The organism is Aldersonia kunmingensis, assembly GCF_001646865.1.
Taxonomy (GTDB): domain Bacteria; phylum Actinomycetota; class Actinomycetes; order Mycobacteriales; family Mycobacteriaceae; genus Aldersonia; species Aldersonia kunmingensis.
Genome location: NZ_LRRB01000111.1, coordinates 41,867 through 66,961, shown reverse-complemented (window position 1 = coordinate 66,961; position 25,095 = coordinate 41,867). Strand labels below are relative to the sequence as shown.

Annotated in this window: 22 protein-coding genes and 4 tRNA genes; 17 read left to right on the top strand and 9 right to left on the bottom strand. The window is 65.6% G+C overall.

The genetic code is table 11. The features are described 5' to 3' along the window. Positions 1–143 precede the first annotated feature (143 nt). Positions 144–581: a thioredoxin family protein gene (locus A8G08_RS08600; protein WP_068272776.1), complete on the bottom strand. Its 438-nt coding sequence runs from the start codon at positions 579–581 to the stop codon at positions 144–146. Next, on the bottom strand, positions 578–1,360 hold the full coding sequence (locus tag A8G08_RS08595; RefSeq protein WP_187344447.1) for an LmeA family phospholipid-binding protein: 783 nt from the start codon (positions 1,358–1,360) through the stop codon (positions 578–580). The genes A8G08_RS08600 and A8G08_RS08595 overlap by 4 nt, the downstream gene beginning before the upstream one ends. A 180-nt stretch (positions 1,361–1,540) precedes the next feature. Here A8G08_RS08595 and A8G08_RS08590 point away from each other — a divergent pair, with 180 nt between their 5' ends. The 6 genes from A8G08_RS08590 (at position 1,541) to pstB (ending at position 7,519) form a co-directional block, all read left to right on the top strand. Further along, on the top strand, positions 1,541–2,326 hold the full coding sequence (locus A8G08_RS08590; RefSeq protein ID WP_068272765.1) for a winged helix-turn-helix transcriptional regulator: 786 nt from the start codon (positions 1,541–1,543) through the stop codon (positions 2,324–2,326). Positions 2,327–2,328: 2 nt separating this feature from the next. After that, positions 2,329–3,339 carry a mycothiol synthase gene (mshD, locus tag A8G08_RS08585; RefSeq protein WP_068272759.1) on the top strand — a complete coding sequence of 337 codons (1,011 nt, stop codon included), beginning with the start codon at positions 2,329–2,331 and terminating at the stop codon, positions 3,337–3,339. A 186-nt stretch (positions 3,340–3,525) separates the two neighbouring features. Beyond that, positions 3,526–4,647: a phosphate ABC transporter substrate-binding protein PstS gene (pstS, locus tag A8G08_RS08580; protein ID WP_068272756.1), complete on the top strand. Its 1,122-nt coding sequence runs from the start codon at positions 3,526–3,528 to the stop codon at positions 4,645–4,647. An 88-nt stretch (positions 4,648–4,735) separates the two neighbouring features. Continuing rightward, positions 4,736–5,791 (top strand): phosphate ABC transporter permease subunit PstC, encoded by a 1,056-nt coding sequence (pstC, locus tag A8G08_RS08575; protein ID WP_068272753.1) that lies wholly within the window; start codon positions 4,736–4,738, stop codon positions 5,789–5,791. Continuing rightward, entirely contained in the window at positions 5,788–6,699 is a 912-nt protein-coding gene (pstA, locus tag A8G08_RS08570) for a phosphate ABC transporter permease PstA (RefSeq protein ID WP_068272750.1), read from the top strand. The genes pstC and pstA overlap by 4 nt, the downstream gene beginning before the upstream one ends. Positions 6,700–6,742: 43 nt before the next feature. Beyond that, a complete protein-coding gene (pstB, locus tag A8G08_RS08565; protein ID WP_068272747.1) occupies positions 6,743–7,519 on the top strand; it encodes a phosphate ABC transporter ATP-binding protein PstB in 777 nt (258 codons plus the stop codon). A gap of 158 nt (positions 7,520–7,677) precedes the next feature. Here the strand turns inward: pstB and phoU are convergent, their stop codons facing one another. The 4 genes from phoU to A8G08_RS08545 all read right to left on the bottom strand — a co-directional run bounded on the left by phoU (position 7,678) and on the right by A8G08_RS08545 (position 12,851). Beyond that, positions 7,678–8,355, bottom strand: coding sequence for a phosphate signaling complex protein PhoU (gene phoU, locus A8G08_RS08560; protein WP_068272744.1), 678 nt, complete (start codon positions 8,353–8,355; stop codon positions 7,678–7,680). Between the two features lie 110 nt (positions 8,356–8,465). Continuing rightward, positions 8,466–10,508, bottom strand: a complete 2,043-nt coding sequence (locus A8G08_RS08555; RefSeq protein ID WP_068272742.1) for an LCP family protein — start codon at positions 10,506–10,508, stop codon at positions 8,466–8,468. A gap of 140 nt (positions 10,509–10,648) precedes the next feature. Then, complete coding sequence (dusB, locus tag A8G08_RS08550) at positions 10,649–11,788, bottom strand: tRNA dihydrouridine synthase DusB (protein ID WP_068272736.1); 1,140 nt, start codon at positions 11,786–11,788, stop codon at positions 10,649–10,651. Between the two features lie 106 nt (positions 11,789–11,894). Then, positions 11,895–12,851, bottom strand: coding sequence for an acyl-ACP desaturase (locus tag A8G08_RS08545; protein ID WP_068272734.1), 957 nt, complete (start codon positions 12,849–12,851; stop codon positions 11,895–11,897). A 233-nt stretch (positions 12,852–13,084) separates the two neighbouring features. On the opposite strand from A8G08_RS08545, the gene A8G08_RS08540 reads away from it, so the two are divergent. Together A8G08_RS08540 and A8G08_RS08535 are read left to right on the top strand one after the other, a co-directional pair. After that, entirely contained in the window at positions 13,085–13,459 is a 375-nt protein-coding gene (locus A8G08_RS08540; RefSeq protein ID WP_068272732.1) for an MmcQ/YjbR family DNA-binding protein, read from the top strand. Positions 13,460–13,507: 48 nt separating this feature from the next. Then, on the top strand, positions 13,508–14,524 hold the full coding sequence (locus tag A8G08_RS08535) for a DUF3089 domain-containing protein (protein ID WP_068272728.1): 1,017 nt from the start codon (positions 13,508–13,510) through the stop codon (positions 14,522–14,524). 4 nt (positions 14,525–14,528) lie between these two features. Here A8G08_RS08535 and A8G08_RS08530 read toward each other — a convergent pair. Further along, positions 14,529–14,604 (bottom strand) — tRNA-Lys (locus tag A8G08_RS08530). Positions 14,605–14,769: 165 nt separating this feature from the next. On the opposite strand from A8G08_RS08530, the gene A8G08_RS08525 reads away from it, so the two are divergent. The 7 genes from A8G08_RS08525 to A8G08_RS08495 all read left to right on the top strand — a co-directional run bounded on the left by A8G08_RS08525 (position 14,770) and on the right by A8G08_RS08495 (position 19,139). Next, positions 14,770–15,810: a magnesium transporter CorA family protein gene (locus A8G08_RS08525; protein WP_245672736.1), complete on the top strand. Its 1,041-nt coding sequence runs from the start codon at positions 14,770–14,772 to the stop codon at positions 15,808–15,810. Between the two features lie 224 nt (positions 15,811–16,034). Continuing rightward, complete coding sequence (locus A8G08_RS08520; protein ID WP_068272725.1) at positions 16,035–16,691, top strand: TetR/AcrR family transcriptional regulator; 657 nt, start codon at positions 16,035–16,037, stop codon at positions 16,689–16,691. A 114-nt stretch (positions 16,692–16,805) separates the two neighbouring features. Continuing rightward, positions 16,806–16,878: transfer RNA gene (locus tag A8G08_RS08515), tRNA-Glu, on the top strand. A gap of 30 nt (positions 16,879–16,908) precedes the next feature. After that, positions 16,909–16,982 (top strand) — tRNA-Asp (locus A8G08_RS08510). A gap of 67 nt (positions 16,983–17,049) precedes the next feature. After that, a tRNA-Phe gene (locus tag A8G08_RS08505) sits at positions 17,050–17,126 on the top strand. A gap of 73 nt (positions 17,127–17,199) precedes the next feature. Beyond that, positions 17,200–17,448, top strand: a complete 249-nt coding sequence (locus tag A8G08_RS08500) for a hypothetical protein (RefSeq protein ID WP_068272723.1) — start codon at positions 17,200–17,202, stop codon at positions 17,446–17,448. A gap of 101 nt (positions 17,449–17,549) precedes the next feature. Then, on the top strand, positions 17,550–19,139 hold the full coding sequence (locus tag A8G08_RS08495; RefSeq protein ID WP_068272722.1) for an MFS transporter: 1,590 nt from the start codon (positions 17,550–17,552) through the stop codon (positions 19,137–19,139). Positions 19,140–19,317: 178 nt separating this feature from the next. Here the strand turns inward: A8G08_RS08495 and A8G08_RS08490 are convergent, their stop codons facing one another. Continuing rightward, on the bottom strand, positions 19,318–22,047 hold the full coding sequence (locus tag A8G08_RS08490; protein ID WP_068272720.1) for a helix-turn-helix transcriptional regulator: 2,730 nt from the start codon (positions 22,045–22,047) through the stop codon (positions 19,318–19,320). A gap of 170 nt (positions 22,048–22,217) precedes the next feature. Between A8G08_RS08490 and A8G08_RS08485 the strand changes: the two genes are divergently transcribed. Continuing rightward, entirely contained in the window at positions 22,218–23,045 is an 828-nt protein-coding gene (locus tag A8G08_RS08485) for an alpha/beta fold hydrolase (RefSeq protein ID WP_068272717.1), read from the top strand. Positions 23,046–23,073: 28 nt separating this feature from the next. Further along, positions 23,074–23,931 (top strand): alpha/beta hydrolase, encoded by an 858-nt coding sequence (locus A8G08_RS08480; RefSeq protein WP_068272714.1) that lies wholly within the window; start codon positions 23,074–23,076, stop codon positions 23,929–23,931. Between the two features lie 135 nt (positions 23,932–24,066). On the opposite strand, the gene A8G08_RS08475 is transcribed toward A8G08_RS08480, so the two are convergent. Then, the gene (locus A8G08_RS08475; RefSeq protein WP_068272713.1) at positions 24,067–25,002 is read right to left on the bottom strand and encodes an AraC family transcriptional regulator; all 936 of its coding nucleotides are present in this window, start codon (positions 25,000–25,002) and stop codon (positions 24,067–24,069) included. Positions 25,003–25,095 lie beyond the last annotated feature (93 nt).

Below are 25,095 nucleotides of genomic sequence, written 5' to 3'. Positions count from 1 at the left end.
CCGGCACAGGTCAACCGTGCGGCGTCGGGTGAGCATTAGCTCCTGGGGTTGCACGTCGGGCAGTCTACCCAATATCGCGGCGAAGATAACTATTGGATTCATATCCGCAGGTAAAGGCCGGAAATGCGGTCGCGATGGCGGCGTCAGACGCTGAGTGGCGTCAGCGCGGAGCGCAGGTCGGCGGCCACCGGCACCCCCGAGATGCGGAACCGCTCGGTGAGCGACGCATCGAAGATGAAGGTGGTCGGCAGCGACAGGACACCGAGCTCCTTGGCGAGCTCCGGGTGCTCGTCGATATCGAGCTCGAGATCAGTCGGCGGGGTAGGCGCGTCCGAAAGGTCTGTGGTCACCCGGTCGACCACTCGGCGCACGGCCGCGCATGGCCCGCACCAATCGGCCGAGAAGTGGAGCACGGTCGGGCCGCTGCTCGCGACGCCGACCTTCCGCAGCAATTCGGCGCGCCGCTCGTGTGCTTCGCCGGTCGGGCTCACCTGGCGGACCTTGCCGTGGCGGGCGCGCAGGAACAGCCCGACGGCGAGCGCCGCAACGAGCACGATGAGCAGGATGATCAGTTCGGTCATGGTTTCTGCAACTGGTCCAAATCGATGGTGATGTTCTGGCCGGTGCCCTCGATCACAATCTGCGAGCCCTCGGCAGCGACCCTGGTAGGCACGACGCCGAACGGCAACTGCCGGGTGTCCAGGATCCTGCTGAATTGTTGCAGGATCGCGGGACGTACGACCTCCAACCCCGTCATATCGGTTCGGTCGCCGTTGGGGCCGTAGTAATAGTCGGTCGCTACGAGCCGCACCTGAGTGCCGTCGATGAGCAGATCGGCGCGCACGCTGATCTTGGTTTCGACCCCGTCCACCGGCACCGTGCCGGTCAGGACGATCGCGCCGTTCGTGGTGCGTCCCGAACCGCCCGATCCGCCGGTGCCGTCCGACTTGTCCGCCGGCGGCGCAGAGATCTGCAGATCCGGTATCCCGAGCAGCTGACCGAGTTCGGTTGCCTCGATACGCATCCGGCCGGAAAGTCGCTGCACGGGGACGGCGCGAACGTCGCCGTCGATGAGGCTGCCCGGCGGGATCGTCACACCCTGCAGCGAGGCCTCGACGAACGTCTCGCCGATCGCGTCGGGGAGTCGGCCCTGCGCGCGGATCTCGACGTCGTCGTAGTCGCCGCGCGCTGCCTGGGTAAGGAAGGGAAAGCCGTGGAAGATCACCGCGGGATCGGCGGACAGGTCTCCACCCACGCGCAGCGCCCGGGACACCCGGTACTCGGCGTACGCCGCCGCGCCGAAATCGACGACGACCGCGACGCCGACGAGGCACAGCAGGGCTATTACGAGTTTGCGCACGTCATCCATTCTTACCGTTCTATGCTTCGCGACACTCATCCGATCGGGGTGTATCGGGCCACGTCGCGCTAATCTGTGGGCGTAAGGACGTGTTACCTGTCCGCCGCCGCACGGTAACGACGACGTGAGGTGCGCCCTCGCGACCATAGACACGCCGTCCGCGGCGAGATGGGAGAGCCCGTGGAGCTGCTCCTGCTTACTTCGGATCCCAATCCGGATTCTGTGCTGCCCTCCCTGTCGCTGCTCGCACATACCGTCCGCCCCGCGCCCAGCGAGGTTTCCTCGCTGCTCGAAGCCGGTTCCGCCGATATTGCCCTGGTAGATGCCCGTACCGACCTGGCCGCTGCGCGCGGTTTGTGTCGCCTGCTTGGCAGTACGGGGTCTGCGGTGCCGGTTGTCGCAGTGCTGACCGAGGGCGGCCTGGTGGCGGTGAACGCGGACTGGGGCGTCGACGACATCCTGCTGCCCGGCACAGGTCCCGCTGAGCTCGATGCCCGGCTGCGCCTGCTGGTCGCGCGCAACGGCGGAATCGCGACCGCGGAGAACACCGGCAAGATCACGCTCGGTGAGCTGGTGATCGACGAAGGCACCTATACAGCGCGCCTGCGCGGCAAGCCGCTCGACCTCACCTACAAGGAGTTCGAGCTGCTGAAGTACCTCGCCCAGCACGCCGGCCGGGTGTTCACACGCGCCCAACTGCTGCAAGAGGTGTGGGGCTACGACTTCTTCGGTGGTACCCGCACAGTCGACGTGCACGTGCGGCGACTGCGCGCCAAGCTCGGTTCGGAGTACGAGTCGCTGATCGGCACGGTTCGCAACGTCGGATACAAGGCCGTGCGGCCGAGCCGGAGCTCCAAGCCCGACGCCCCACCGGACTTCGGCGACGAGGATCACGACGATGCCGCCGCAGCCGATATCGACGACGGCGGCGCCGAGTTGTCGCATGCCAACGGGACGGCCGGCTGAGGGTGGAGTGGTTCGATGCGCTGTCCGGCGATGACGCCGCGCAGGTCTCTTCTCTGATTGATACGGCAACGAAAGCCGATGGCGTAGCTCCGGTTTCGGAGGCAGTGAGGCTGTCGCTCACCACCGAATCGTCCGGTTCCGCTGGTTTGGCCGGCTCGGCCGGCGCGCGCCACCTCATTCACCGCGCCGGTGACCGTATCGCCGGTTACGCGAGCATGGTCGCCGGACACGGCGAGCACGCCGCGATGGCCGAGGCCGCTGTGCATCCCGACTTGCGTGGGCAGGGCGTCGGTACCGAACTCGTTGGCGCGGCGCTCGCGGCCGGAGGACCCGGCACGCGGGTGTGGGCACACGGTGACCTTGCGCCCGCTCGCCGAGTTTCCGCGAAGCTGGGTCTCGAACCGGTGCGCGAGTTGCTTCAGCTGCGCCGCACGGACTCCGCGGGCGAACTGCCCGAGTTGGTCATTCCCGACGGCGTGCGGTTGCGCACCTACACCGGTCCCGAGGACGACGCCGAACTGTTGCGGGTCAACAGCGCTGCCTTCTCGTGGCACCCGGAACAGGGCGCGTGGACCGAGGCCGACGTGGCACAGCGGCGCGCCGAGCACTGGTTCGATCCGTTGGGCCTCTTCATCGCCGAGGATGTGGAAGCCGAACCGGGTACACCGGGCGCGATGCTGGGTTTCCACTGGACCAAGGTGCATACCACCGGAGCGGAGCCTGCGGAGCGACCCGACAGCACCGTGCCCGAACCGATCGGCGAGGTGTACGTCGTCGGCATCGACCCGGCCGCGCAGGGCCGCGGGCTCGGCAGGCTGCTCACTCTCGCTGGCCTGCATCACCTGCGGATCCGCGGCCTCGACACGGTGATGCTCTATACAGAGGGCGACAACACCGCGGCGCTGCACACCTACCACCGGCTCGGTTTCACCCGCTATGCGGTGGACGTGGCCTACGCCGCCGCACAGCCGAACAGCGGCACTGTACGGACTGTGGGGGAGCCCACAGTCTGATCGGACATTACGGTCAGCTTTGTTCACCCCAAGTTCACCGCTATGCGGATATTCGTCCATCGAGTACCCCTACGTTTTGCGTGGGCGACGACGTCGCTCGCCGCTCGGCGCTGATCCGGGTGTGCAGGCAGATGGCGCTCATGGGCCGCAACCGCGGTCAGGGCAATGAATTTCCGGAGGACATAGGTGAAGCTCCAGCGCAGCAGTGCCCTTATCGGTGCGATCGCCCTCGGTGCGATCGCACTCGCAGGCTGTGGCAGCGACGACAACAGCGCATCGTCGTCGGCGGACACGTCGGGCTCGACGGCGACGTGTGAAGGCAAGGACAAGATCTCGGCCGCTGGTTCCTCCGCGCAGAAGAACGCGATGGACGCGTTCACCTCCGTGTACATCGCCGTGTGCAACGACAAGGGCAAGACGGTCAACGTCGCCTACAACCCGAGCGGTTCGGGTGACGGCCGCACCCAGTTCATCGCGAGCCAGATCGACTTCGCCGGTTCCGACTCGGCGATCAAGGAAGAGCAGGCCGCGGCGGCGAAGCAGCGCTGCGCCGGTAACGACGCCTGGAACCTGCCGCTGGTCTTCGGCCCGGTGTCGCTGGCTTACAACATCGACGGTGTCGACAACCTCGTGCTCAACGGTGACACCGCCGCGAAGATCTTCAACGGCACCATCAAGAAGTGGAACGACCCGGCCATCGCCGCGCTCAACGAGGGCACCACCCTGCCGGACAAGGACATCGTGGTGTTCTTCCGCTCGGATTCCTCGGGCACCACCGACAACTTCCAGCAGTACCTCACCGCGGCCTCGAACGGCGCATGGACCGGCGGTGCCGGCTCGGACTTCAAGGGCGGCATCGGACAGGGCGCCAAGGGCTCGGCCGGTGTTGCGCAGGGCGTGGCCACCACCCCGGGTTCGATCACCTACGTCGAGAAGTCGTTCGCTGACCAGAACAAGCTGAACTCGGCCCAGATCAACACCGGCTCCGGCGCGGTCGAGGTCAGCACCGAGAGCGCCAGCAAGGCGATTGCGAACACTCCGTTCAAGACGCCGGGCAGCAAGGATCTCGCGCTGGACCTGAAGAGCACCTACGCGACCACCGAACCGGGCGCCTACCCGCTGATCCTGGCCACCTACGAGATTGTCTGCTCGAAGGGCTACGACGAGGCGACCACCCAGGCCGTGCAGTCGTTCCTGACCAGCGCCGTGAACGAGGGTCAGCAGGATCTGGAAAACCTCGGTTACGTGCCGCTGCCGGACTCGTTCAAGGAGACGGTCAGCGCCTCCATTTCGTCCATCGGGCAGTAGGTCACAAGAGAGTGCGGAGTGAGGCAACTTCCCCGGCTCGTTCCGCATTCTCGCCATACCATTTATCAAGGACAGGAACCGTGAGCGCATGACTGACGCGCCAACGTCGGTGTCCTCGAGCGCCGCCTCCGACAAGCACGGAGGCGGCGCCCACCGGGCGCCCGACGCACCCATCGGCGACCCGAAGGAGGTCAAGATCGCTACCAAGACCTCCGGCTCGGTCGTCCGGCCGGGTGACCGGATCTTCAACGGGCTCGCGACGGGATCGGCAGCGCTGATCACCGCCATCATTGCCGCGATCGGCGTGTTCCTCGTCTGGCGTGCGATCCCCGCACTGCAGCGGAACACCGTGAACTTCCTCACCAGCCGTGAGTGGAACACCACCGACATCAACGACATGGCCTTCGGTGTGCTGGATCTGTTCCAGGTCACCGTGTTCGTGTCGGCGTTCGCGCTGCTGCTGGCGATGCCCCTGTCGCTCGGCATCGCGCTCTACCTCAGCCACTACGCACCGCCGCGGGTACGCCGCCCGTTGTCGTACACGATCGACCTGCTCGCGGCGGTGCCCTCGATCGTCTACGGCCTGTGGGGCATCCTCGTGTTCGCGCCGGCGATCGCACCGTTCGCTGTGTGGCTCAACGAGAACCTGTCGTGGATCCCCTTCTTCGCAGACGGGTCGAGCTCGGTAGAGGGCGGCGGCACGATCTTCACCGCCGGCATCGTCCTCGCGGTCATGATCCTGCCGATCATCACCGCCGTTTCCCGCGAGGTGTTCGCGCAGACCCCGGTGATGCACATCGAGGCGGCACTCGCACTGGGCGCGACCAAGTGGGAAGTCATGAAGACAACGGTGCTGCCGTTCGGCCGCTCCGGATACATCAGCGGATCGATGCTCGGCCTCGGTCGCGCGCTCGGCGAGACAATGGCGCTCTACATGATCCTGCGCACCACCTCGCAGCCGTTCGGTTGGTCGCTCTTCGACGGCGGTTCGACGATCGCCTCGAAGATCGCGCTCGGCTATGCAGAGTTCAACAACGACATCCAGGCCGGCGCCTACATTGCTGCGGGTCTGGTGCTGTTCCTGCTCACCTTCCTGGTCAACGCCGCGGCGCGGGCCGTCGTTTCGAATAAGGCGGACGGATGACAGTCAGTGACGTCGAGCTACAGCGCCCGATCAAGAAAGCGACCTTCCAGGGCGTCAGCACCCGGCGCCGAACCTCGGACTGGACGGCCACCGGCCTGATCACCATCTCGGTCGGGATCGCGCTGATCCCGCTGTTCTGGGTGATCGGCACCGTCATCGTCAAGGGTTTGCCGACGATGCTGAGCGGGACCTGGTTCACGCACTCGTTCAGCGGGCTGTCGGCCTCGGCCGCCGGCGGCGGCATCTACCACGCGCTGATCGGCACGATCCTGCAAGGCCTTGTGTGCACCGTGATATCGGTTCCGCTGGGCATATTCGTCGCGATCTTCCTCGTCGAATATGGCCGGGGTGGCCTGATGGCGCGAATCACCACGTTCATGGTGGATATCCTTTCCGGCGTCCCATCCATCGTCGCGGCGCTGTTCATCTACGCCCTGTGGATCGCGACCTTCGGCTTCCCCAAGTCCGCGTTCGCGGTGTCGCTGGCGCTGGTGCTGCTCATGGTGCCGGTGGTGGTGCGCAGCACCGAGGAGATGTTGCGGATCGTGCCGCAGGATCTGCGTGAGGCGTCTTACGCACTCGGTGTCCCGAAGTGGAAGACGATCGCCCGGGTCGTGCTGCCGACTGCGATGGCGGGCATCATCACCGGCGTCATGCTCGCGGTCGCCCGCGTGCTCGGCGAGACCGCGCCGCTGCTGATCCTGGTCGGGTATGCGCCGTTCATCAACACCAATTTGTTCTCCGGTGAGATGGGCACGCTGCCGGGCGTCATGGTGGCGGAAATGAACAACCCGACACAGGCCGGATCGGATCGCCTTTGGGGCGCGGCACTGACGCTGATTCTGTTGTTGGCGGTGCTCAACATCGTCGCGAAAGTCATCGGGCACTACTCCACGGTGCGCAAATGATTAACACTAATTACGCCAACCTCGATATCTCTCTGGAGCACTGATGGCAAAGCGTCTCGATTTGAAGGACGTCAATATCTATTACGGCGATTTTCACGCCGTCGCCGACGTCGGGCTGTCCGTGCCACCGCGCAGCATTACGGCCTTCATCGGCCCGTCCGGTTGCGGTAAGTCAACCGTGCTGCGTTCGCTCAACCGGATGCACGAGGTCACCCCGGGGGCACGCGTCGATGGAGCGATCCTGCTCGACGGTGAGGACATCTACGCGCCGCAGATTGATCCGGTCGGCGTCCGCCGCACCATCGGCATGGTGTTCCAGCGGCCGAACCCGTTCCCCACCATGTCGATTCGCGACAACGTCGTGGCCGGCTTGAAGCTGCAGGGTGTGCGTGGCAAGGCCCGCCTCGACGAGGTCGCCGAGCGCTCGCTGCGCGGAGCGAACTTGTGGACCGAGGTCAAGGACCGCCTCGACAAGCCCGGCGGCGGCCTATCCGGTGGTCAGCAGCAGCGTCTTTGCATCGCCCGGGCAATCGCGGTTTCGCCGGACGTGCTGCTGATGGACGAGCCGTGCTCGGCGCTGGACCCGATCTCGACGCTGGCGATCGAGGACCTCATGCAGGAACTCAAAAAGGACTACACGATCGTCATCGTCACCCACAACATGCAGCAGGCCGCTCGCGTGAGCGATCAGACCGCCTTCTTCAACCTCGAGGCGACCGGCAAGCCGGGCAAGCTCATCGAGATCGACGACACCGAGAAGATGTTCTCGAACCCGAACAAGCAGGCCACGGAGGATTACATCTCCGGCCGCTTCGGGTAGGGCACGCCCCAGACCACTCGGCGAGGACGGCCTCCGTACTGCGAACGCAGGGCGGGGGCCGTTTCGCGTTCCCGGCCATCCGATGCCCAAGCAATCGAAAGACGAAAGCGCCCCGCGGTTTTCGCGGGGCGCTTCCTGGGCTGATTGTGTGTGAAGTATTAGCGCGAGGTGAGGCCGTGCTCTTCCTCATCCGCGGTCGGCCATTGTCCGGTGGCGAGGAAGATGACCCGGCGCCCGACCTCGACGGCGTGGTCGGCGAAGCGCTCGTAGAAGCGACCGAGCAGGGTGATGTCGACCGCGCTCGCGACGCCGTGGCTCCAGTCCCGGTCCATCAGGACGGTGAACAGGTGCCGGTGCAGGTCATCCATCGCCTCGTCCTCGTCGGCGATGCGCGCGGCACGCTCGGGATCGCGGGTCTCGATGACCTCCCTGGCCGCCTCGCCGAGTGCGACAGCGATCCGGCCCATCTCGGCGAAGTAGCCGTTGACCTCTTCGGGCAGCACATGGTTCGGGTGCCGGCGTCGCGCGATGTTCGCGATATGCAGTGCGAGCGCGCCCATCCGGTCCACATCGGCGACGATCTGAATACCGCTGACGATTGCCCGCAGGTCGGTCGCGACGGGCGCCTGCAGGGCAAGTAGGCCGAACGCGCGCTCTTCTGCCTGCTGGGTCAGGACGGTGATCTCGTCGTAATCGGTAATCACCTGTTCGGCGAGATTCAGATCGGCCTGAAGAAGGGCCTGGGTGGCTTTGTCCATCGCCGCGCCCGCGATATCGGCCATTCGGCCGAGAGTCTCCGCGAGCAGGTTCATGTTCTCGTTATAAGCGACGCGCATAATACGACAGCTTACTGGCGGACGTCATGGCATTCAGTGCAGGTGGGTGAACACCTAATGAATGCCTATTGTCGGTTCGGTCGCCTTAAAGCGACTGTCGGTTCGGCCGATTAAGCGCACTTATCGTCGGCGGCGTTTGTCACATCCAGATCGGAGGGCAATTCCGTCGTCGTCGGCGCCGATCCGTAGGTCGACGACGATTCGCCCGTGGATGTCGCCGGGGTGAGCGTCGCCTCGGACAGTTCGCGTCCGGCGGAGGTCGGCGCCATGGTCGCGCCGTCGTAGTCCGATCCGATGACGAGCTCCACGATGCTGCCGAGACCGGTTTCCTTCACGATCACCGCACCCGGAATTGCCGAGGCGACCGTCGCGGCCTCGCGCTCGTGGCCCGGCGAGAAGTGCACCTCGGTGGCGGTTGCGGTGCCGGCCGAGTAGTTGCCGACCTGGTAGATCTGGAAGCCGTACGAACCCAGGTCGCTTGCCGCGGAGGCTGCGACACCCGAGACGCCCGAGGCATTGGAGACCTGCAGCGTCACCGACTCCGGCTCGACCGCGGTCTGCTTCGGCTTCGGCGCGGCACTCGACGACGGGGTGGACTTCGTGCTCGATGTCGTCGAGTTCACCGCGGGCGCGCGTTCCTCGCCCGGCAGTGGCTTGTCGTCGATGATCGCGTTGAAGATCGCATGAATGTCGTCGGTGCGTGGGATCTCGTTGCCCCACTCGGTTGTGCCGGAGGTCGGCACGGTGAGGAAGGTGACCGCGCCGGCGTCGACATTGCGCAGCGATTTGCCGAGCGTGAGGAGATCTTTGGTGGTGACCTTCTCGACGAAGGTGTCCCGGGTGAAGGCGTTGATGAAGCCGTTCAGCTTGCCCGGGTCGAGCAACACCTTGTTCGACAGCACCCCGCGCAGCAGCGACGCGAGGAAGCGCTGCTGGCGCTTGATCCGGCCGTAGTCGCCGTTGCCCTCGGCCTCGACCTTGCGGGCACGCACGTAGTCGAGCGCGGTCTTGCCGTTGATGTTCTGCTTGCCGGGGTTGGCCAGGACGGTGCCGAGTTCATCGTCGATCAGCGGGGTGGACGTGCACACCTGCACGCCGCCGATCTCGTTGACCATCGACTCGAACCCGGAGAAGTCCATCCCGACGAAGTGGCCGATCTTCAGTCCGGAAATCTTCTGGATGACCTTCACCAGGCACTTGGGGCCGCCGAGCGCATAGGTGGCGTTGAGCTTGTCGTTGTCGGCGGAGGGATAGATCTCGCCGGTATAGGTGGCGGTGTCGTTGTCCCATGCCTCGCACGACGGCCGAGTGACGTCGAGGTCACGCGGGAACGAGACTGCGACGACCCGGCTGCGATCGGCCGGAATGTTCACCAGCATCACGGTGTCGGACCGCGCGCCCGCGGCATCGTCGATGGAGCCTGCGCCGATCGACGAGTTCTGGCCCGCGCGCGTATCGGTGCCGACGATGAGGTACGTCTCGTCACCGGTCTGACCGATCGGGTCCAGGACGTCCGCCGACTCCTCGTCGAGGGCGGAGACCTGTTCGAACCCGCTGTCGGTGGAACGTAGGTAGGCCCAGACGACACCCGTTCCGGTGAGTGCGATCACCGCGATGATCGCTGTCATTACGCGGCCTGCGGCGCGGAAACGACGACGACGGCGCTCGCGGCTCAGTGTCAGACGCGACAGCTGCGGCTGATCCCCCTCGGGGTCCCGCGGCCTTCCGACGAAGCGTGGCATCGCGAACGGCGCCTTCGGAATCCGCTCCGTCTCGGCGTCGGCTGGCGACGGGGCGCGCGGAACATTCGGCGCCGGGGGCGGGGCATCCGCGCGGCGGTGGGCAGTGGTGCCAGAGACGGCTTCGAACGTGCCGGATTCCTCGGCGACCTTCTCCACGATATCGGCGACCGAGAGTCGATCGGCGGTGGATGGATCCGGTTTTCGTCGTCGGATCGGCAGCAGCTTGCGGCGTGGGCGCTCTTGATGAGACTCGGGCTCGTGGTCTGCGTCGGAACGCGGGGTACCGGCCGGTCGGCGGCGCTCTCCCAGACGGGGGCGGTCGTGTTCAGGCCCTGAGTTCTCGGAGAGATGTCGCTCCCAGGGCGCGGGGCTGTCATCCCCATGCGGGGGCGATTGCCTGTCGTCACCCACCGATGGAACCTTGCCTCTCGCCGTTTCCGCGTCCTAGCTACCCCTCGATCGCGCGGTTACGACCGGAGGTTCGGAGCAATGATAACGATTTCACCACAGCGCTCCGATCTCGAATCGCCGTCAATCGGAGAACGCCCTGCTCAGCCTCCAGAATGCATGAGGTCGGCACCGGCGGGAACCAGGCAGTCCTCGGGATCGTCGAGCCACCCGTCGGGCAGTGCGACCTTGGCCGGTGAGCCCTGCCGTCCGCGCGGACCTTCGGCGTCGGGCGGGAAGGGTACATCCGGATCGAACCGGGACAACAGCTCATCGAGTTCGGCGAGCGAGGACACCAGCGCCATCGCGCTGCGTTGGTCTGAGCCCGCCGGGAAGCCGCGCAGGTACCAGGCGACGTGTTTGCGCAGCTCACGCATGCCTTTGTCCTCGCCGTGGTGAGCCGCGAGCAGCTCGGCGTGGCGGCGGATAATGCGGGTGACCTCGCCAAGGTTGGGCGGGGTCGGCACCGGTTCGCCGCGCATCGCGGAAGCGAGCTCTGCGAACAGCCAGGGGCGGCCGAGGCAGCCGCGGCCGACCACGACACCGTCGCAGCCCGTCTCGCGCATCATCGCCATCGCGTCGTCGGCGCTGAAGATGTCACCGTTGCCGAGCACTGGGACATCGGTCACGTGCTCCTTGAGCCGTGAGATCTGCGACCAATCGGCCTCGCCCGAGTACCGCTGCGCCGCGGTACGCGCGTGGAGCGCGACGGCGGCAGCCCCCTCGGCCGCAGCGATCCGGCCGGCGTCGAGGTGCGTGTGGTGCTCTTCGTCGATGCCGACCCGGAACTTCACGGTCACAGGAATCGAGGTGCCCTCGGTCGCCTTCACCGCTGCCGCGACGATCTGCCCGAACAATGTGCGCTTGTACGGCAGAGCTGCGCCGCCACCCTTGCGAGTGACCTTCGGGACCGGGCAGCCGAAGTTCATGTCGATGTGGTCGGCCATGTTGTCGTCGACGATCATCTTCGCGGCTTCGTAGGTGGTCTGCGGGTCCACCGTGTAGAGCTGCAACGAGCGCGGTGCCTCGTCGGGCGCGAACGTCGTCATGTGCAACGTCGCGGGCTGCCGCTCGACGAGGGCGCGGGCGGTGACCATCTCGCACACGTACAGCCCGGAGACGCTGCCGGCGCGGGCGACCTCGAGCTCGCGACACAACGTGCGGAAGGCGACGTTGGTGACACCCGCCATCGGCGCGAGGACGACGGGGCTGGCGAGTTCGAGCGAACCGATGCGAAGAGTCATAGCGGGAGCGATTTTACGTGGGCGAACCCGCACATCCCGCATCACACAACCCGGGAACGCAAAAGACCCCGCGCGAACGAGTCGCGCGGGGTCTTTGTGACGAACTTTAGGAGGCCTGCTGCTCGCGCTTCTTGGCTTCGCGGGCGAGCATGCGGTCACGCTGCTCCTCGAACTTCACGACGTCCTCCTCGAGCTTCTCGAGGAAGTTGCCGAGGCTTTCGCGGGTCGCCTCGCCGCGCGGGGTGAAGTCGTTGCGCTCGAAGATCTGCCACTTGCGCAGAACCGGCCAGACGACCTCTTCGAGGTGCTGACGCAGGTCGTAGATGCCGTGCTTGGCCATCAGCACGCCGTTGCGCCGGAAGTTCGGCATGCCGGCGCCCGGCATCTGGAAGTTCTGCACGATCACATTGATCGCCTCGAGGGCCTGGTCCGGGACCAGATCGAGGGAGGCGCCGCACAGGTTGCGGTAGAAGATCATGTGCAGGTTCTCGTCGGCCGCGATGCGCTGCAGCATCTTGTCGGCGATCGGCTCGTCGCAAGCCTTGCCGGTGTTGCGGTGGCTCACGCGGGTGGCCAACTCCTGGAAGGTCACGTAGGCGACCGAATGCAGGAACTTCGCATGCTCGATTGCGGGCGTGGCGAAGCCGTTGGTCATGTGCTCCATGCGGGCACGCTCGAGCTCGACGGGATCGACGGCGCGGGTGACCACGAGGTAGTCCCGCATCACGATGCCGTGGCGGTTCTCCTCAGCGGTCCAGCGGCCGACCCACGTGCCCCATGCGCCGTCGCGGGAGAAGTTCTCCGCAATCTCGCGATGGTAGGAGGGCAGGTTGTCCTCGGTGAGCAGGTTGGTGATCATGGCGGCCCGGGCGACCTCGCCCAGCTGGGACTGCTCGATGTCCCAGTCGTCGCCACCCATCGCTGCGAAGTTCCGGCCCTCGTCCCACGGCACGTAATCGTGCGGGTGCCATTCTTTCGCCATCGAGATGTGCCGGTTGACGTTCTCTTCCGCAACCGGCTGCAGCTCAGTGAGCAGCTCGAGTTGTGTGAGATCTCGCACCATTAATAAGCCCCTCGATCGTTAAGGTTTCCGTTCCAGGCCGTGCGTCATCGCACCCGACCCTACGCCAGCGTAGGTTTCCGGCCGACTGATCGCTACTACAAGCCGCGATCACTCTGGGCAATCCGTGACGCTGCGTCAATATCGCTCGCTGTCCCGGAGCGTTACAAATCACAATTGTAAGGCCACGCCCGAGTTGCGTGGGGCTCACACATCGGCGTGGGACCATTTCGCACGTGAGCGACAACATGGTTCGCCTGGAACGGATCGCCGCCGAACTGCCCGAAGCGCAGCGGGTCGACATCGAGGAATGGGGCGACCACCCGACCTTCCGGGTTCGCGGCAAAAACTTCGTTTTCGCTGACGCAGAGGCGACTTCGTTGACCGTCAAGCTCGGCAAGCCGGAGGCGGAAGCCGTTGTCGCGACCGATCCCGATGCCACGCCTGCGGCATACGGACTCGGCCGCCACGGATGGGTGAGCCTGAGTGTTCCGCCCGGCGTGTCGGAACCGCGGTGGGAGCAACTCCGGGAATGGATCCGGACGTCCTACACGCTTGTCGCGCCCAAGAAACTCGCGCGCATCGTCGCGGACGAAGACGGCGGCAACTAGCGACGCGAAACACGGGGAATCGTGACCGTGCGTCGATACCATCTGCGCATGATTGCAGCGGCGCTGAAGCGCCTCGTTCTCGTGGGGACTTGCCTCGCGGCCTTGATACTCGGACTGCCGGCACTTGCGTCCGGCCAGCCCGCCCCCGAAACGGTCTGGCTGTGCCGCCCGGGGGCCGCGGGGGATCCGTGCGGTGGCGGCACCGGCGCGCCGGTCGACTGCTTCTATGTCTATCCGACGATCTCGGCGCAGCTTGGCGATGTCGCCGACCGGACTGTCGGCGGTGAGCAGATCGGGATTGCCGGACTGCAGGCGAGTCCGTTCGACGGCGTCTGCAATATCTGGGCGCCGATATATAGGCAAGCCACGCTGAAGAGCATCTTCACGCTGTCACCGCAGGACCGGGCCCGTTCGCAGCAGGTCGGCTACTCGGACGTGCTCGCCGCGTGGGACGACTACATGGCGCATCACAACAACGGCCGCGGCGTCGTCCTGATCGGTCACTCGCAGGGAACGGGCATGCTGCGGGTCCTGCTCCGCGAGCGGATCGAGCCGACCGCCGACCACGATCGCCTGGTGTCGGCGCTGTTGATCGGCGGCAACGTTCTCGTCCCGAAGGGCAAGGTCGTGGGTGGCGACTTTGCTCGGACACCGGCCTGTACGTCGTGGGGCCAGATTGGCTGCGTGATCGGGTATTCGGCGTACGGCGTCACGCCTCCGCCCGACGCCCGTTTCGGGCTGTCACCCGCAACCCCCTTGCGTCCGGGCTATCCGGCGGGACCGGACTACGAGGTGCTGTGCACCAATCCGGCCGCGCTGGGCAGCGACCGGTCGGCCCAGCTGCACAGCCTGATCGGTGGCCGTCCGGTAGATGCGTACTCGGGCCGGTGCACGACGACTAACGGAGCGCGTGTGCTGATGGTCGAAGGTGGCGGCAGCCTGCCCGCATCGGCACTACCCGCCGTGCCGATGGCGAACTGGGGACTGCATCTGTGGGACGTGAACGTCGTCGCCGGCGACCTGATCGAGCTGGTGCGAGCGCAGAGCAAAGCGTTCGGACACTGAAGTGTGGTGCCCCCACCAGGGCTCGAACCTGGGACCTGCGGATTAAAAGTCCGTAGCTCTACCAACTGAGCTATAGGGGCGTGGACGCTGAGTCTAATGGCCGGATTTCTCGCTGGCACACCGGCTCCCGGTGGGTCGGGTCGCGGAACCTGCGGAGCGACCCAGATCAGCCAGAGCGTGTGACGATCGAGGTGCCGGATCGAGATTCGGCAGCGGGCGGGCCAGTCGACGCGAGGAGTGGTGCAGTGGCGGAGAAACCGGTGGCGGTCGAGGAGTCCGGCCGTGATCGCAGTGGCGCGGGCATGATGCACAACCGGATCTATCGCGCCGGCGCGCTCGTTGCCGAGGACGTCGGGCCCTCCGAGCTCGCGGAGTTCCGCCGGGACACCGAGACCGTGATCTGGGTGGATCTCCTGGCTCCGACGCCAGCGCAGCTAGCAGAGCTGGCGCCGATGATCGGGGGTGACGATCCACTGACTCGGTTCACGCTCGACAGCGCACTGTCCAGCCGCGGACGCCCCCGGATCGTGCGGCTGCCCGCGCACAAGATCGTGCATGTTCGGTCGGCGGCATTCGACGAAGACGCTCGTCGGCTCGACACCACCGACATTGCCATCGTGGTGTTCGAGCGTGAGGTAGTGACGATCCGGTCGGCGCCGGGATTCCCGATCGATGAGGTGATCGACGAGTACGACAGCAACGCCGATCTCGCGGTGCACGGCGTTCCGTTCCTGCTGTTCTCTCTGCTCGATCAGCTCGTCAACGGGTTCCTCAACGCCCTCGACGACCTCGACGAGCGGATTCTGTCGGTCGAGGACGAGCTGCTCGAGGGTTCCGGTCCGGGGCGCGCCGTGCAGCTGGGCACCTTCACGCTCCGGCGGGCGGTTGCTGCGCTGGCGCGGATCGTCCTGCCCACCTCGGAGGTGCTGGCGACTATCGGCCGCGGCGGGATCCATCCGGCGGCCCAGGAGATGAATTCCTACCTGCTTGACGTGTACGAACATGCGATCCACGCCTCCGAGCGGATCGATGGTCAGCGCGATGCCATCGAGGCGATCCTGGCCACCAGTTTGTCGATGCAGGGGAACTCGCTCAACGAGATCATGAAGAAGCTCACGGCATGGGCGGCGATCATCGCGATCCCTACGGGCGTGACCGGGTATTTCGGTCAGAATGTGCCGTTCCCGGGCTATGGCGACAAGTTCGGGTTCTGGCTCAGCGCAGCGCTTTTGATTGGCCTCGGGGGCGGACTGTGGTTCATGTTCCGGCGCCGTGACTGGCTGTGACCTGCGCGAAGCGCGATCGCCATGTTGGCAGAGTTAGTGTCTCGGGTGCGCACCCCTGAGGCGCACCCGAGACGGCAGAAGCGTAGCAAACGTTGTGCTAATTTTCGCCCCCCAAGTTAAGGTCGATTCTGCTTTCGCACATGGGTTGAAAATCTGCCACCTGGCCGACTTGGCGATCTTGATACAGAATCCATGCTGGGCGGGGCCATGAGAGGCAAAGAGGCATGGCAGGGCAGCAGGAGCGTGCGCGGCGGACTCGCGCGTCAATAGTCGAATCGGCTGCGGCCGAGTTCGCCAAGAGCGGCTATGCGGCAGCGTCGCTGAACCGGATTCTGGAACGTTCGAACGCGACCAAGGGCGCGATGTACTTCCATTTCGGTTCGAAAGAGGATCTGGCCAGGGCGGTTCTCAAGGAAGCGATGATCCGCTACCGGCACACCACCGACCGCTGGGTCGCCCGCACCGAGCTGGAGCCGCTCGAAGCGTTGCACGGCATCATCGACGAGATCGCTCTGCGGTTCCAGCGCGAATCGGTCGTGCAGGCCGAGTTTCGGCTCATCGTCGAACCCGACTTCTATGCGGATGTGCAAGCGGGTGCGGCGTCTGGTTGGGGGCGAGTGGCCATTGTGCTCGCTGAGCAGGCAAAGGAGCGCGGCCACCTTCGAGCCGATGCCGATGTGGCTAAATTCACACGCGTTCTCGGCGCGGCATTGGCTGGTCAGCGGTACATGGGGGACCTGCTCACCCAGTCCGAGGACATCCGTCCCCGGTTCGAGGAGTCCATGGAGGTAATCATCCAAGCGGTGGCGACCCCCGAATGGTGGGCCCGATTCCAGCGCGATGGATGGCAGACGGGCGCCTCGGTGGATGACCTCGAATAGGGTCGTTTTAGTGGCTTGACCAGCCGATTTGGGAATATCTGAACGTCTGTCCTAAGCTAATCCTCGCTCCCAACGGACAGCCGTTGGGGGGAACTGGTCGGAGTAATCCGACGGGCCCCCTTCGTCTAGCGGCCTAGGACGCCGCCCTTTCAAGGCGGTAGCGCGGGTTCGAATCCCGTAGGGGGTACGGTTGCAAGACCAGTAGCAGTACAAGCAAGGCCCTGTGGCGCAGTTGGTTAGCGCGCCGCCCTGTCACGGCGGAGGTCGCGGGTTCGAGTCCCGTCAGGGTCGCAAGCGATGCGACTGGCACCCGGGTTTCCCGGGTGCCAGAAGTATTTCCAGTCGCTTCGCTCGACCTGGCCAGGTAGCTCAGTTGGTACGAGCGTCCGCCTGAAAAGCGGAAGGTCGCCGGTTCGATCCCGGCCCTGGCCACCAGTATTCAGCCCTTCGCTCCTCGTGAGCGAGGGGCTTTTCGTTTATAGGGCGCCATTCGCCCGACGCTCCGCGAATGGCTTCCGGGTGTGGAATCGCGTGGCCGGCCTTGATCGTTCTCGCCGTCGGAATGTCGACGCCGTTGGGGATCACTCATGTCCGCGCGATCGTGCTGATCATCGGCACGCTGACACTGATGGCTTTCGCGGTCCTCGCCAGCCGGAGGGCCGGCTACCTCGGGCGCGGTTTGGTGATTGCTGCCGTGACTGGCGGGTTGATCGGACTCATCGTCATCTCGGTACAGGTTGTGCTCAAGGCAAAGTGAGCACGCCCGCTTGCTCGGTCGCAGAAGCACAGCCATCCAACCGGTCGGCGGGATATTCTGCTGTTCCCGTAGCCGACGCGCGACTGTCAGGTGGTAGGTCCATGACCGAAGGATCGGCGAAAAGCGGTGTCGCGCGCGAAGGCCGGCAGGGACGGTTGCTCGCACTGCTGCTTTCCATGGCGATGTTCGTCCTCGTCGTCGACACGTCCCTGATGAATGTGTCGATCTCCTCGGTGGTTCGCGATCTCGACACCACCGTCAGCGGCGTGCAGAGTGCGATCGCGCTCGAGGCACTGGTGTCGGCGGCGTTCATCCTGATCGGCAGCAAGGTCGGTGACCTGATCGGGCGCCGACGGGCCTACGTACTCGGCCTGCTCGGCTACGCCGTCGGTGCTGCGGCGATGACAGTCGCACAGGACCTGACAGCGATCATCATCTTCTGGGCGGTGGTGGGCGGAATCGGGGCGTCGTTGCTACTTCCGGCGATGCAATCCCTGATCCACGGCAATTTCGAAGGCGACGAGCAGAAGAAGGTCTACGCCCTGGTCGGCGCGGCCGCGGCGATCGCCGCCGCCGTCGGCCCCCTGCTCGGCGGCTTCATCACCACGTACCTGTCGTGGCGCGTCGCCTTCGCGCTCGAGGTCGTCATCATCGCGGTCGTGTTGTCGGGTATCAAGCTGGTCCGCGATGTCCCGTACACGGGAGACCGAGGCGTCGACGTGGTGGGTGCGGCCCTGTCCGTGCTTGGTATGGGCGGGATTGTGTTGGGCATCCTGGTGTGGCAGGAGGGTGGCGAGGCCGTGGGTGCGCTGCTGGCTGTCGGCGCGATCGCACTGGCCGCGCTGGTGTACTGGCTGCTTCGGCGCAAGCGGCGTGGCGAACCGACGCTGCTCGACCCGGATCTGTTCCGGTCCAAGGTGTTCCGGTTGGGTGTCTCGCAGCAGATGCTCCAGCAGATCGCGCTGGGCGGCACGATGATCGCGCTGCCGATCTACCTGCAGATGGTGCTCGAATACAACGCCATGCAGGCAGGGCTGTCCCTCGCGCCGTTGTCGCTGAGCATGTTCGTGGTCGCGCTTCTCGCCGGGAAGAAAGCCGGCGACCGGCCACCGAGCAGCATCATCCGGTGGGGATTCGTGTTGCTCTCGATCGGCATCGCCGTGCTGATCCCGATCGTGCCCAGGGCCGAATTCGGTTGGGGACTGGTGGTTCCCCTGATCATCGCGGGTTCGGGGTTGGGATTGCTGGTGTCGCAACTGAACAACTACACGCTTGCCCCGATCTCGGAGGAACGCGTCAGCGAAGCAGCGGGGACCAACTCGGCGGCCGGGTCGTTCGGCCTATCGTTCGGGCTGGCATTCGCCGGTGCGATCATGCTCGCAACCCTGTCGTTCACGTTCACCGCGATGGCAGAGTCGAGCGACGTGCTGCCGCCGGCCGAGCAACAGCAGGTGGCGCAGGTACTCGAGGACGACGCCGAGCTCATGAGCAACAGCGCGCTCGACGAATTGCTCGTGGGCCAACCACCGCAGATCAAGGACGAGATCATCCGGATCAACACCGATGCACGGCCTATCGCGCTGCAAATCGCGTTGTTGGTTCCGCTCTTGGCGGGTCTGTTGGGGCTACTCAACTCGTTCCGGATGAGGCGGGCCGACGCACCTGCGGGCGGGGATCCAAAGCCGGACTGAACGTCGTCGTTGCGCTGAACCCGTGGTACGCACGGCGGCCCGTCCGCGGTGATCACGAGCAAATGGCCCCTCCGGAAGGCGTGTCGCGGGCCATTTGTTCGGTCTCGCGAGCACGCACATATGGCCCTCGCGCTATGACGCGCGATTTGGCTGCCACTCGAACGGGCCTTCAGGCAGGTCAAGCGTCACGCAGGGTGCCGGCGATGGCGCGGCGCGTGGTGATCCCGAGCTTTCGGTAGACCTTCCGGAGGTGGTAGTCGACCGTGTGCGAACTCAGGGTCAGTCGTTGAGCGATCTCGGCATTCGTGGCTCCTGTCGCCGCGATCTTCGCGATCGCCGACTCTTGCGGCGTCAGTAGGTGTGGCGTGGTGATGTGCTCGCCGGTCGCCTCGAGTTCACTGCGGGCACGGCGAGCAAACAAACCCGCGCCGATCGCTTCGAAGAGTTCGACCGCGCCTTGAAGCTGAGCCCGTGCGTCGCGGCGGCGCCGTTGCCGGCGCAGCCATTCGCCGTAGAGCAGGTGTGCTCGTGCGAGGTCTGCCCGGGCGCGGCCGGTGGACAAATACTCGATCGCGTCGAGGTAGTGCTGCTCGGTTCCGATATCGGCACACAGTGCCCGGGATCTGGCCAAAAGCCCTAGCGCCCAGGGTGTTCGGACCGTCTCGGCGATAGCTGCGAACTGGTTCAGTGCGTGGTCGGCTTGGTCCCGTCGGCCGGACCGCGCCGCCGCCTCGATCAGGTCGGGAAGTGCACGCAGACTGATCTGAAGGAACTGCCGTGCACAGATTGGCTGGAGTGTCTTGAACGCCTCGTCGTAGTTCGATTCGCTGATGAACAGGATTGCGTCGGCGAACTGAGTGAGTGTCTCGGCAGCGCCGAGACCGAGGGCGTGCGCGGCGTCGCGGCAGCGGTCGATCTCGGCGCGGGCCCGATCGCCGTCGACGGCGCGCCACGCGATGAATTCGGGGTTGCGGTACGTCTCGCGACGGTTGTCGGTCGCCCCGATTATGACGGCAAGCTCGTCAACCTCTGCGAGAAGCGATTCGGCAGAACATAATTCGCCGAGGACGGTCTCGGTGACCGATTCGATCCACAGTAAGGATGCCAGCGCGGGCATGGCGCCGTTTGTGCGAGCGACCGTGATGGCACGCTCGAGGAACTCGTGACGAGTCGTTTCGTCCCAAACGGCTGTGGTGACTGCCACTGCCAAGACCGCTGTGCGCACGACGTCGGCGTCGGGGACCGTTGTCGAGCGCATGAGCGCGATCGCTCGGTCCAAATGCGGCGCGGATTGTTCGAATGGCGCGGTGTGCAACATGGCGAGCGCGCTGAGCAGTAGGCACGGAAGCTCCGGACGGTCCTGGGAGAACCGGCGTCGCAACGCCAATTCGCAAAGTCGGTCCAATGTGGTCTTCGTCAGCAGCCATTCCGCCCCCAGTGCCGTCTCGAAGGCGTACAGCAGTGCATCACGCGCACGGTCGGGATCGCAGCGTTCGAACAGCGTGGCTGCCTCGACGCACGTCGCCGAGACTGTTGCCATGGCGGCCTGATCTCCGGACTGTGCCTGCAATCCGGCGCGAATCAGGGCCGCCTGCCCCCGCTGGACGTCGTCTTCCAAATGCGGTTCGGCGATCTCGAGAAACGCTCTCGCCTGCGGCGCAGATCCCGCATTTACCGCGGCCTCCGCCGCTGCGAGCGCGCGGGCGATGTGTTGGGCACCCGGCCCGGACAATTCGACTGCGCGGGCCAAGAACATCGTGCGCGCGAAGTAGCCGCCGCGATCACGGGCGCGGTTGGCTGCCGCTTCCAACTCGGCTGCGACGTCGTCGTCCTGCCCGAGCGACGCGCTGGCGAGATGCCATGCACGCCGATCGCAGTCGTCGGGTCCCGGGACGGAATCGGACAGCGCGTGGTGGACATCGCGACGCTGCGCCGCTGTGGCGCCGCCATAGATTGCGGAACGGACGAGGTCATGCCGGAATTTGATCCGGGTGCCGATCGCGATCAGCCCGTCATCTTCCGCAAGTCGTGCTGCATCGCCCGGCAGACCGAGGGCATTCGCTGCCGCCGACACCTGGTCGATCGCGCCGGTATCGTCAGCTGCCGCGATCAACAGCCACATTTGCGTGTCCCGCGGATAGGCCCGGACCTGCTGCAGGTAGTGACGCTCCAAATGCGTCCCGATCGGAATCGGCGTTGGAAGTATTGTGCCGCCGACCAATTGGTGCCTGGACAACTCGAGGCCGAGATCGGTCAGAGCGAGCGGGTTTCCACCTGTCGCCGTGACGATCCGGTCCGCGATTCGGGGATCGATCGGCCCGGGCCGCACCCGTCGAAGTAGGTCCAGCGCATCGCGGCGTGCCAATCCGCGGATATCGATTCGGTGGAACCCTTCGAGTCCGGCAGTGTCACCCCTGTTTGCGGCGACCAACGCGCCCTTCGTGGAGAGCAGGCGACGGCCTACGAATACCAGGACGTCGAATGTCTCCCGGTCGACCCACTGCAGATCGTCGACGAGGAGTAGCAGGCCATCACGTTCGGCGCCGGACCGAACAAGTGACCACGTACCGATGCCGATCAGGAACCGATCGGGCGGTGGACCGTCGATCTCACCGAGTGCGATCTGCAGCGCTTCGCGTTGACGCGCGGGTAGGTCGTCGAAGGCGTCGCGGAAGGGGAGCAGGAATCTCTGCAGCCCTGCGAACGCGAGCGTGCTTTCGGATGCGAAGCCGTCGAATCGCTCGATCCGGAAGGACGTTCGCCCGGCCACGTACTCGAGCAGTGCGGTCTTACCCACTCCGGCTTCGCCGGTCAGCACGGTAACCCCGCCCGCACCAGATCCGGCTCGGGCGAGAAGGTCGTCCAGCTCACGGCATTCGCTTGCTCGACCCAATAGCACCGCGCTCATCGCATCCGGTAACTTTCGCCGCCCCAACTTCCGAGCGTGGGGACGCCAGAAGATTATCCCGCGATACACGTTCGTGCCCGTTATGCGCACGTCGGGACTACGTGCGACACGGGATGCGGGGAACCGGACCGGCACGGGATCGTCGAAGCAGCCGATCGAGGGGAGACACCGTGAGCTTCGTGATCACCGAGGACGGATCCGAGATCTTCTACAAGGACTGGGGACGGGCCGATGGACCGGCCGTGCTGCTCAGTCATGGGTGGCCGTTGAACTCCGACGCGTGGGAGAGCCAGGCGCTCTACCTCGCCGAGCACGGCTGTCGAGTCATCGCCCACGACCGGCGCGGGCACGGCCGCTCCACCCAGACCTGGCATGGCAACGAGATGGACACGTACGCAGACGATCTCGCGACCTTGCTGGAGAAGCTCGACTTGACCGCCGTCACCCTCGTCGGACATTCGACGGGTGGCGGCGAAGTGGCGCACTACGTGGGCAGGCATGGTTCTGCACGCGTCGCGAAGATTGTGCTGGTCTCCGCGGTACCGCCGTTCATGCTCCGCACCGACGACAATCCCGCGGGTCTGCCGATCGAGGTGTTCGACGAAATCCGTGCCGGCGAGCGCGCCGGGCGCTCGCAGCTGTACCGGGATCTCGCCGACGGGCCGTTCTTCGGGCACAACCGCCGCGGCGATGTGCCGGAGGGGACGCGCGACGCGTTCTGGCTGATGGGTCTGGCCTCAGGGCACCGGGGTGCGTACGAGTGCATCGCCGCGTTCTCCGCCACCGACTTTCGCGAAGACCTGGCGAAGATCGACGTCCCTGCGCTGGTCGTGCACGGCGACGACGACCAGATCGTGCCGTTCGAAGTTGGCGGTGCACGCTCGGCGAAGCTGATCGCCGGTGCGCAACTGAAGGTCTACGAGGGCGCCGGGCATGCACTGCCCGACACCGAGAAGCATCGGCTGTCCGAGGACCTGCTCGCTTTCGTCCGCTCTTAATACCTCGAAACAGAATTGGAGAGAGCACATGACCACCAACACGAGTGGCGGAAAGCCACCGATCGTTCTCGTCCACGGGCTGTGGATGACCCCGTCGAGCTGGGACACCTGGGCCGAGCGTTTCCGGGGACTCGGACACGAAGTAATTGTTCCGGGCTGGCCCGGCATCGGTGACCGAACACCGGCCGAAGTCCGGGCAGACCCGAGTGCGTTGAAAGGCATTGGGATACGCGAGATCGTGGACTCCTACGACGAACGCATCCGCGCGCTGCCCGAGAAGCCCGTCATTATGGGCCACTCATTCGGCGGCATCTTCACTCAGATGCTGCTCGACCGTGGCCTCGGCATCGCCGGTGTCGGCGTTGCTCCCGGCCAGCCTGCGGGCGTGCTGACCCTTCCGTTCTCGACGCTGAAGACCGGCCTGCCGATCCTGTGGAATCCGTTTGCCGCGCGCGGCGCAAACGCGTTGTCCAAGAGGCACTTCCGCTATACCTTCGGCAATGATCTGACGCGCGCCGACTCGGATCGCGAATGGGAGGCCAGCGCGATCAACTCCTACAATCGCGTCTTCTTCGAGGGCGTGTTGTCACTGCCGAAGCCGAAGTCCGGAATCACGAAGGTTGACTTCCGTAAGCCTGATCGTGCACCGCTGCTCTTGATCTCGGCCGACAAAGACCACGTTGCGCCACCCGCCATCCAGAAGGCTGCCCTGCGCAAGTATGCCAAGGGCACCGCGCTTGTCGAGCGCGTCGAGTACCCCGGCCGGACGCACCGCCTGGTCAGCCAGGACGGGTGGGAGGAAATCGCGGACTACGCGTTGTCGTGGGCGCTCGAACATGCCGCGGCGCGGACCGGTTCGACCGATTCCGAAGGGGCGGCCAACTGATCAGCCCTGCGCGGCGGGCCAGGGCCCGCCGCGCTGGAAGCGATGCTTGCGGGCTTCGAGCCCAGCCCGGCTGCGGTTTAGTCGGCCTTCGCGTACGAGGCGGAGGATCACTTGGCGTACGGAATTCTCGAGCCGCTAGCCGGCCAGCCTCCGATGCTCGCGCGGACTCACCCCGCGCACCCGCTTGAACGCCGCACTGAGCGCGAACCCGTTGCTGTAACCCACCTTTCGCGCCACCGAGTCGACGGTGGCGTCAGGCTCGTGCAGCAAGTCCGCCGCGAGGGCAAGTCGCCAGCCGGTGAGATAGGACATCGGCGGCTCCCCGACCATTTCGGTGAAGCGCCGGGCCAGTGCCGCTCGGGAGACGCCGGATTGGGTGGCCAGCGACGCCACCGTCCACGCGTGCGCCGGGTTGTTGTGGATCAGCCGCAGGGCGTGGCCCGCCACCGGGTCGCTGTTCGCCCGGAACCAGCCCGGTGCCTCGCCCTCCGCCCGGGCGAACCAGGCCCGCAGCACTGCGATCAGCAGCAGATCGAGCAGCCGGTCGAGCACCGCCTCCTGCCCGGGCTCGTCCTTGACGATCTCGTCGGCGAGCAATGGGATCAGCGGGCAATCCCAATCCTGCGCCCGCAGCACCGCCAAAGTCGGCAACGCCCTGAGCATCCGGCGGCTCACCTCACCGGCCATCTGGTAGGTGCCGGTGAGCATGGTCGTCTCGCCGTGCGGGGAATTGCCCCAGGTGCGTACGCCCAGGCTCATCTCCTGGGCCAGATCCGCGCCGTAAAGCGTCGTGCATCGCTGTCCTGGGTGGATGATCACCTGCGCCGGCGTGTCCAGGTCGTCGGCCACCAGGTACGGCGTTGGGCCGAGGGCGACCGCCACATCGCCCGGTTGCAGGTGTACGGCGTCGAGGCCGTCCGGGCGGATCCACGCGCTGCCGGTCACGATCGCCACGACGGTGAGGGGTGCTTCGTCCTGGATCCGCATCGACCACGGCGCGTCCATGATCGAGCGGAGCAGAAAGGCGCCCTGCGCGCGGGGCCCGGTGAGCAGGCTGACCAACGCATCCATGTCGGCGACACTACCCCCCAAGGAATAGACGTTTGCGTATGTAATCAAGCAGCTGGACTATGTTTCGTCTCACTCGGACGGATTTGACTGGAG

Excerpts from the sequence above, each read along its gene's own strand:
- A8G08_RS08600 (WP_068272776.1), bottom strand. The coding sequence starts at position 581 with ATGACCGAACTGATCATCCTGCTCATCGTGCTCGTTGCGGCGCTCGCC.
- pstC (WP_068272753.1), top strand. The coding sequence starts at position 4,736 with ATGACTGACGCGCCAACGTCGGTGTCCTCGAGCGCCGCCTCCGACAAG.
- pstA (WP_068272750.1), top strand. The coding sequence starts at position 5,788 with ATGACAGTCAGTGACGTCGAGCTACAGCGCCCGATCAAGAAAGCGACC.
- pstB (WP_068272747.1), top strand. The coding sequence starts at position 6,743 with ATGGCAAAGCGTCTCGATTTGAAGGACGTCAATATCTATTACGGCGAT.
- phoU (WP_068272744.1), bottom strand. The coding sequence starts at position 8,355 with ATGCGCGTCGCTTATAACGAGAACATGAACCTGCTCGCGGAGACTCTC.
- dusB (WP_068272736.1), bottom strand. The coding sequence starts at position 11,788 with ATGACTCTTCGCATCGGTTCGCTCGAACTCGCCAGCCCCGTCGTCCTC.
- A8G08_RS08545 (WP_068272734.1), bottom strand. The coding sequence starts at position 12,851 with ATGGTGCGAGATCTCACACAACTCGAGCTGCTCACTGAGCTGCAGCCG.
- A8G08_RS08535 (WP_068272728.1), top strand. The coding sequence starts at position 13,508 with ATGATTGCAGCGGCGCTGAAGCGCCTCGTTCTCGTGGGGACTTGCCTC.
- A8G08_RS08520 (WP_068272725.1), top strand. The coding sequence starts at position 16,035 with ATGGCAGGGCAGCAGGAGCGTGCGCGGCGGACTCGCGCGTCAATAGTC.
- A8G08_RS08500 (WP_068272723.1), top strand. The coding sequence starts at position 17,200 with ATGGCTTCCGGGTGTGGAATCGCGTGGCCGGCCTTGATCGTTCTCGCC.
- A8G08_RS08495 (WP_068272722.1), top strand. The coding sequence starts at position 17,550 with ATGACCGAAGGATCGGCGAAAAGCGGTGTCGCGCGCGAAGGCCGGCAG.
- A8G08_RS08490 (WP_068272720.1), bottom strand. The coding sequence starts at position 22,047 with ATGAGCGCGGTGCTATTGGGTCGAGCAAGCGAATGCCGTGAGCTGGAC.
- A8G08_RS08480 (WP_068272714.1), top strand. The coding sequence starts at position 23,074 with ATGACCACCAACACGAGTGGCGGAAAGCCACCGATCGTTCTCGTCCAC.
- A8G08_RS08475 (WP_068272713.1), bottom strand. The coding sequence starts at position 25,002 with ATGGATGCGTTGGTCAGCCTGCTCACCGGGCCCCGCGCGCAGGGCGCC.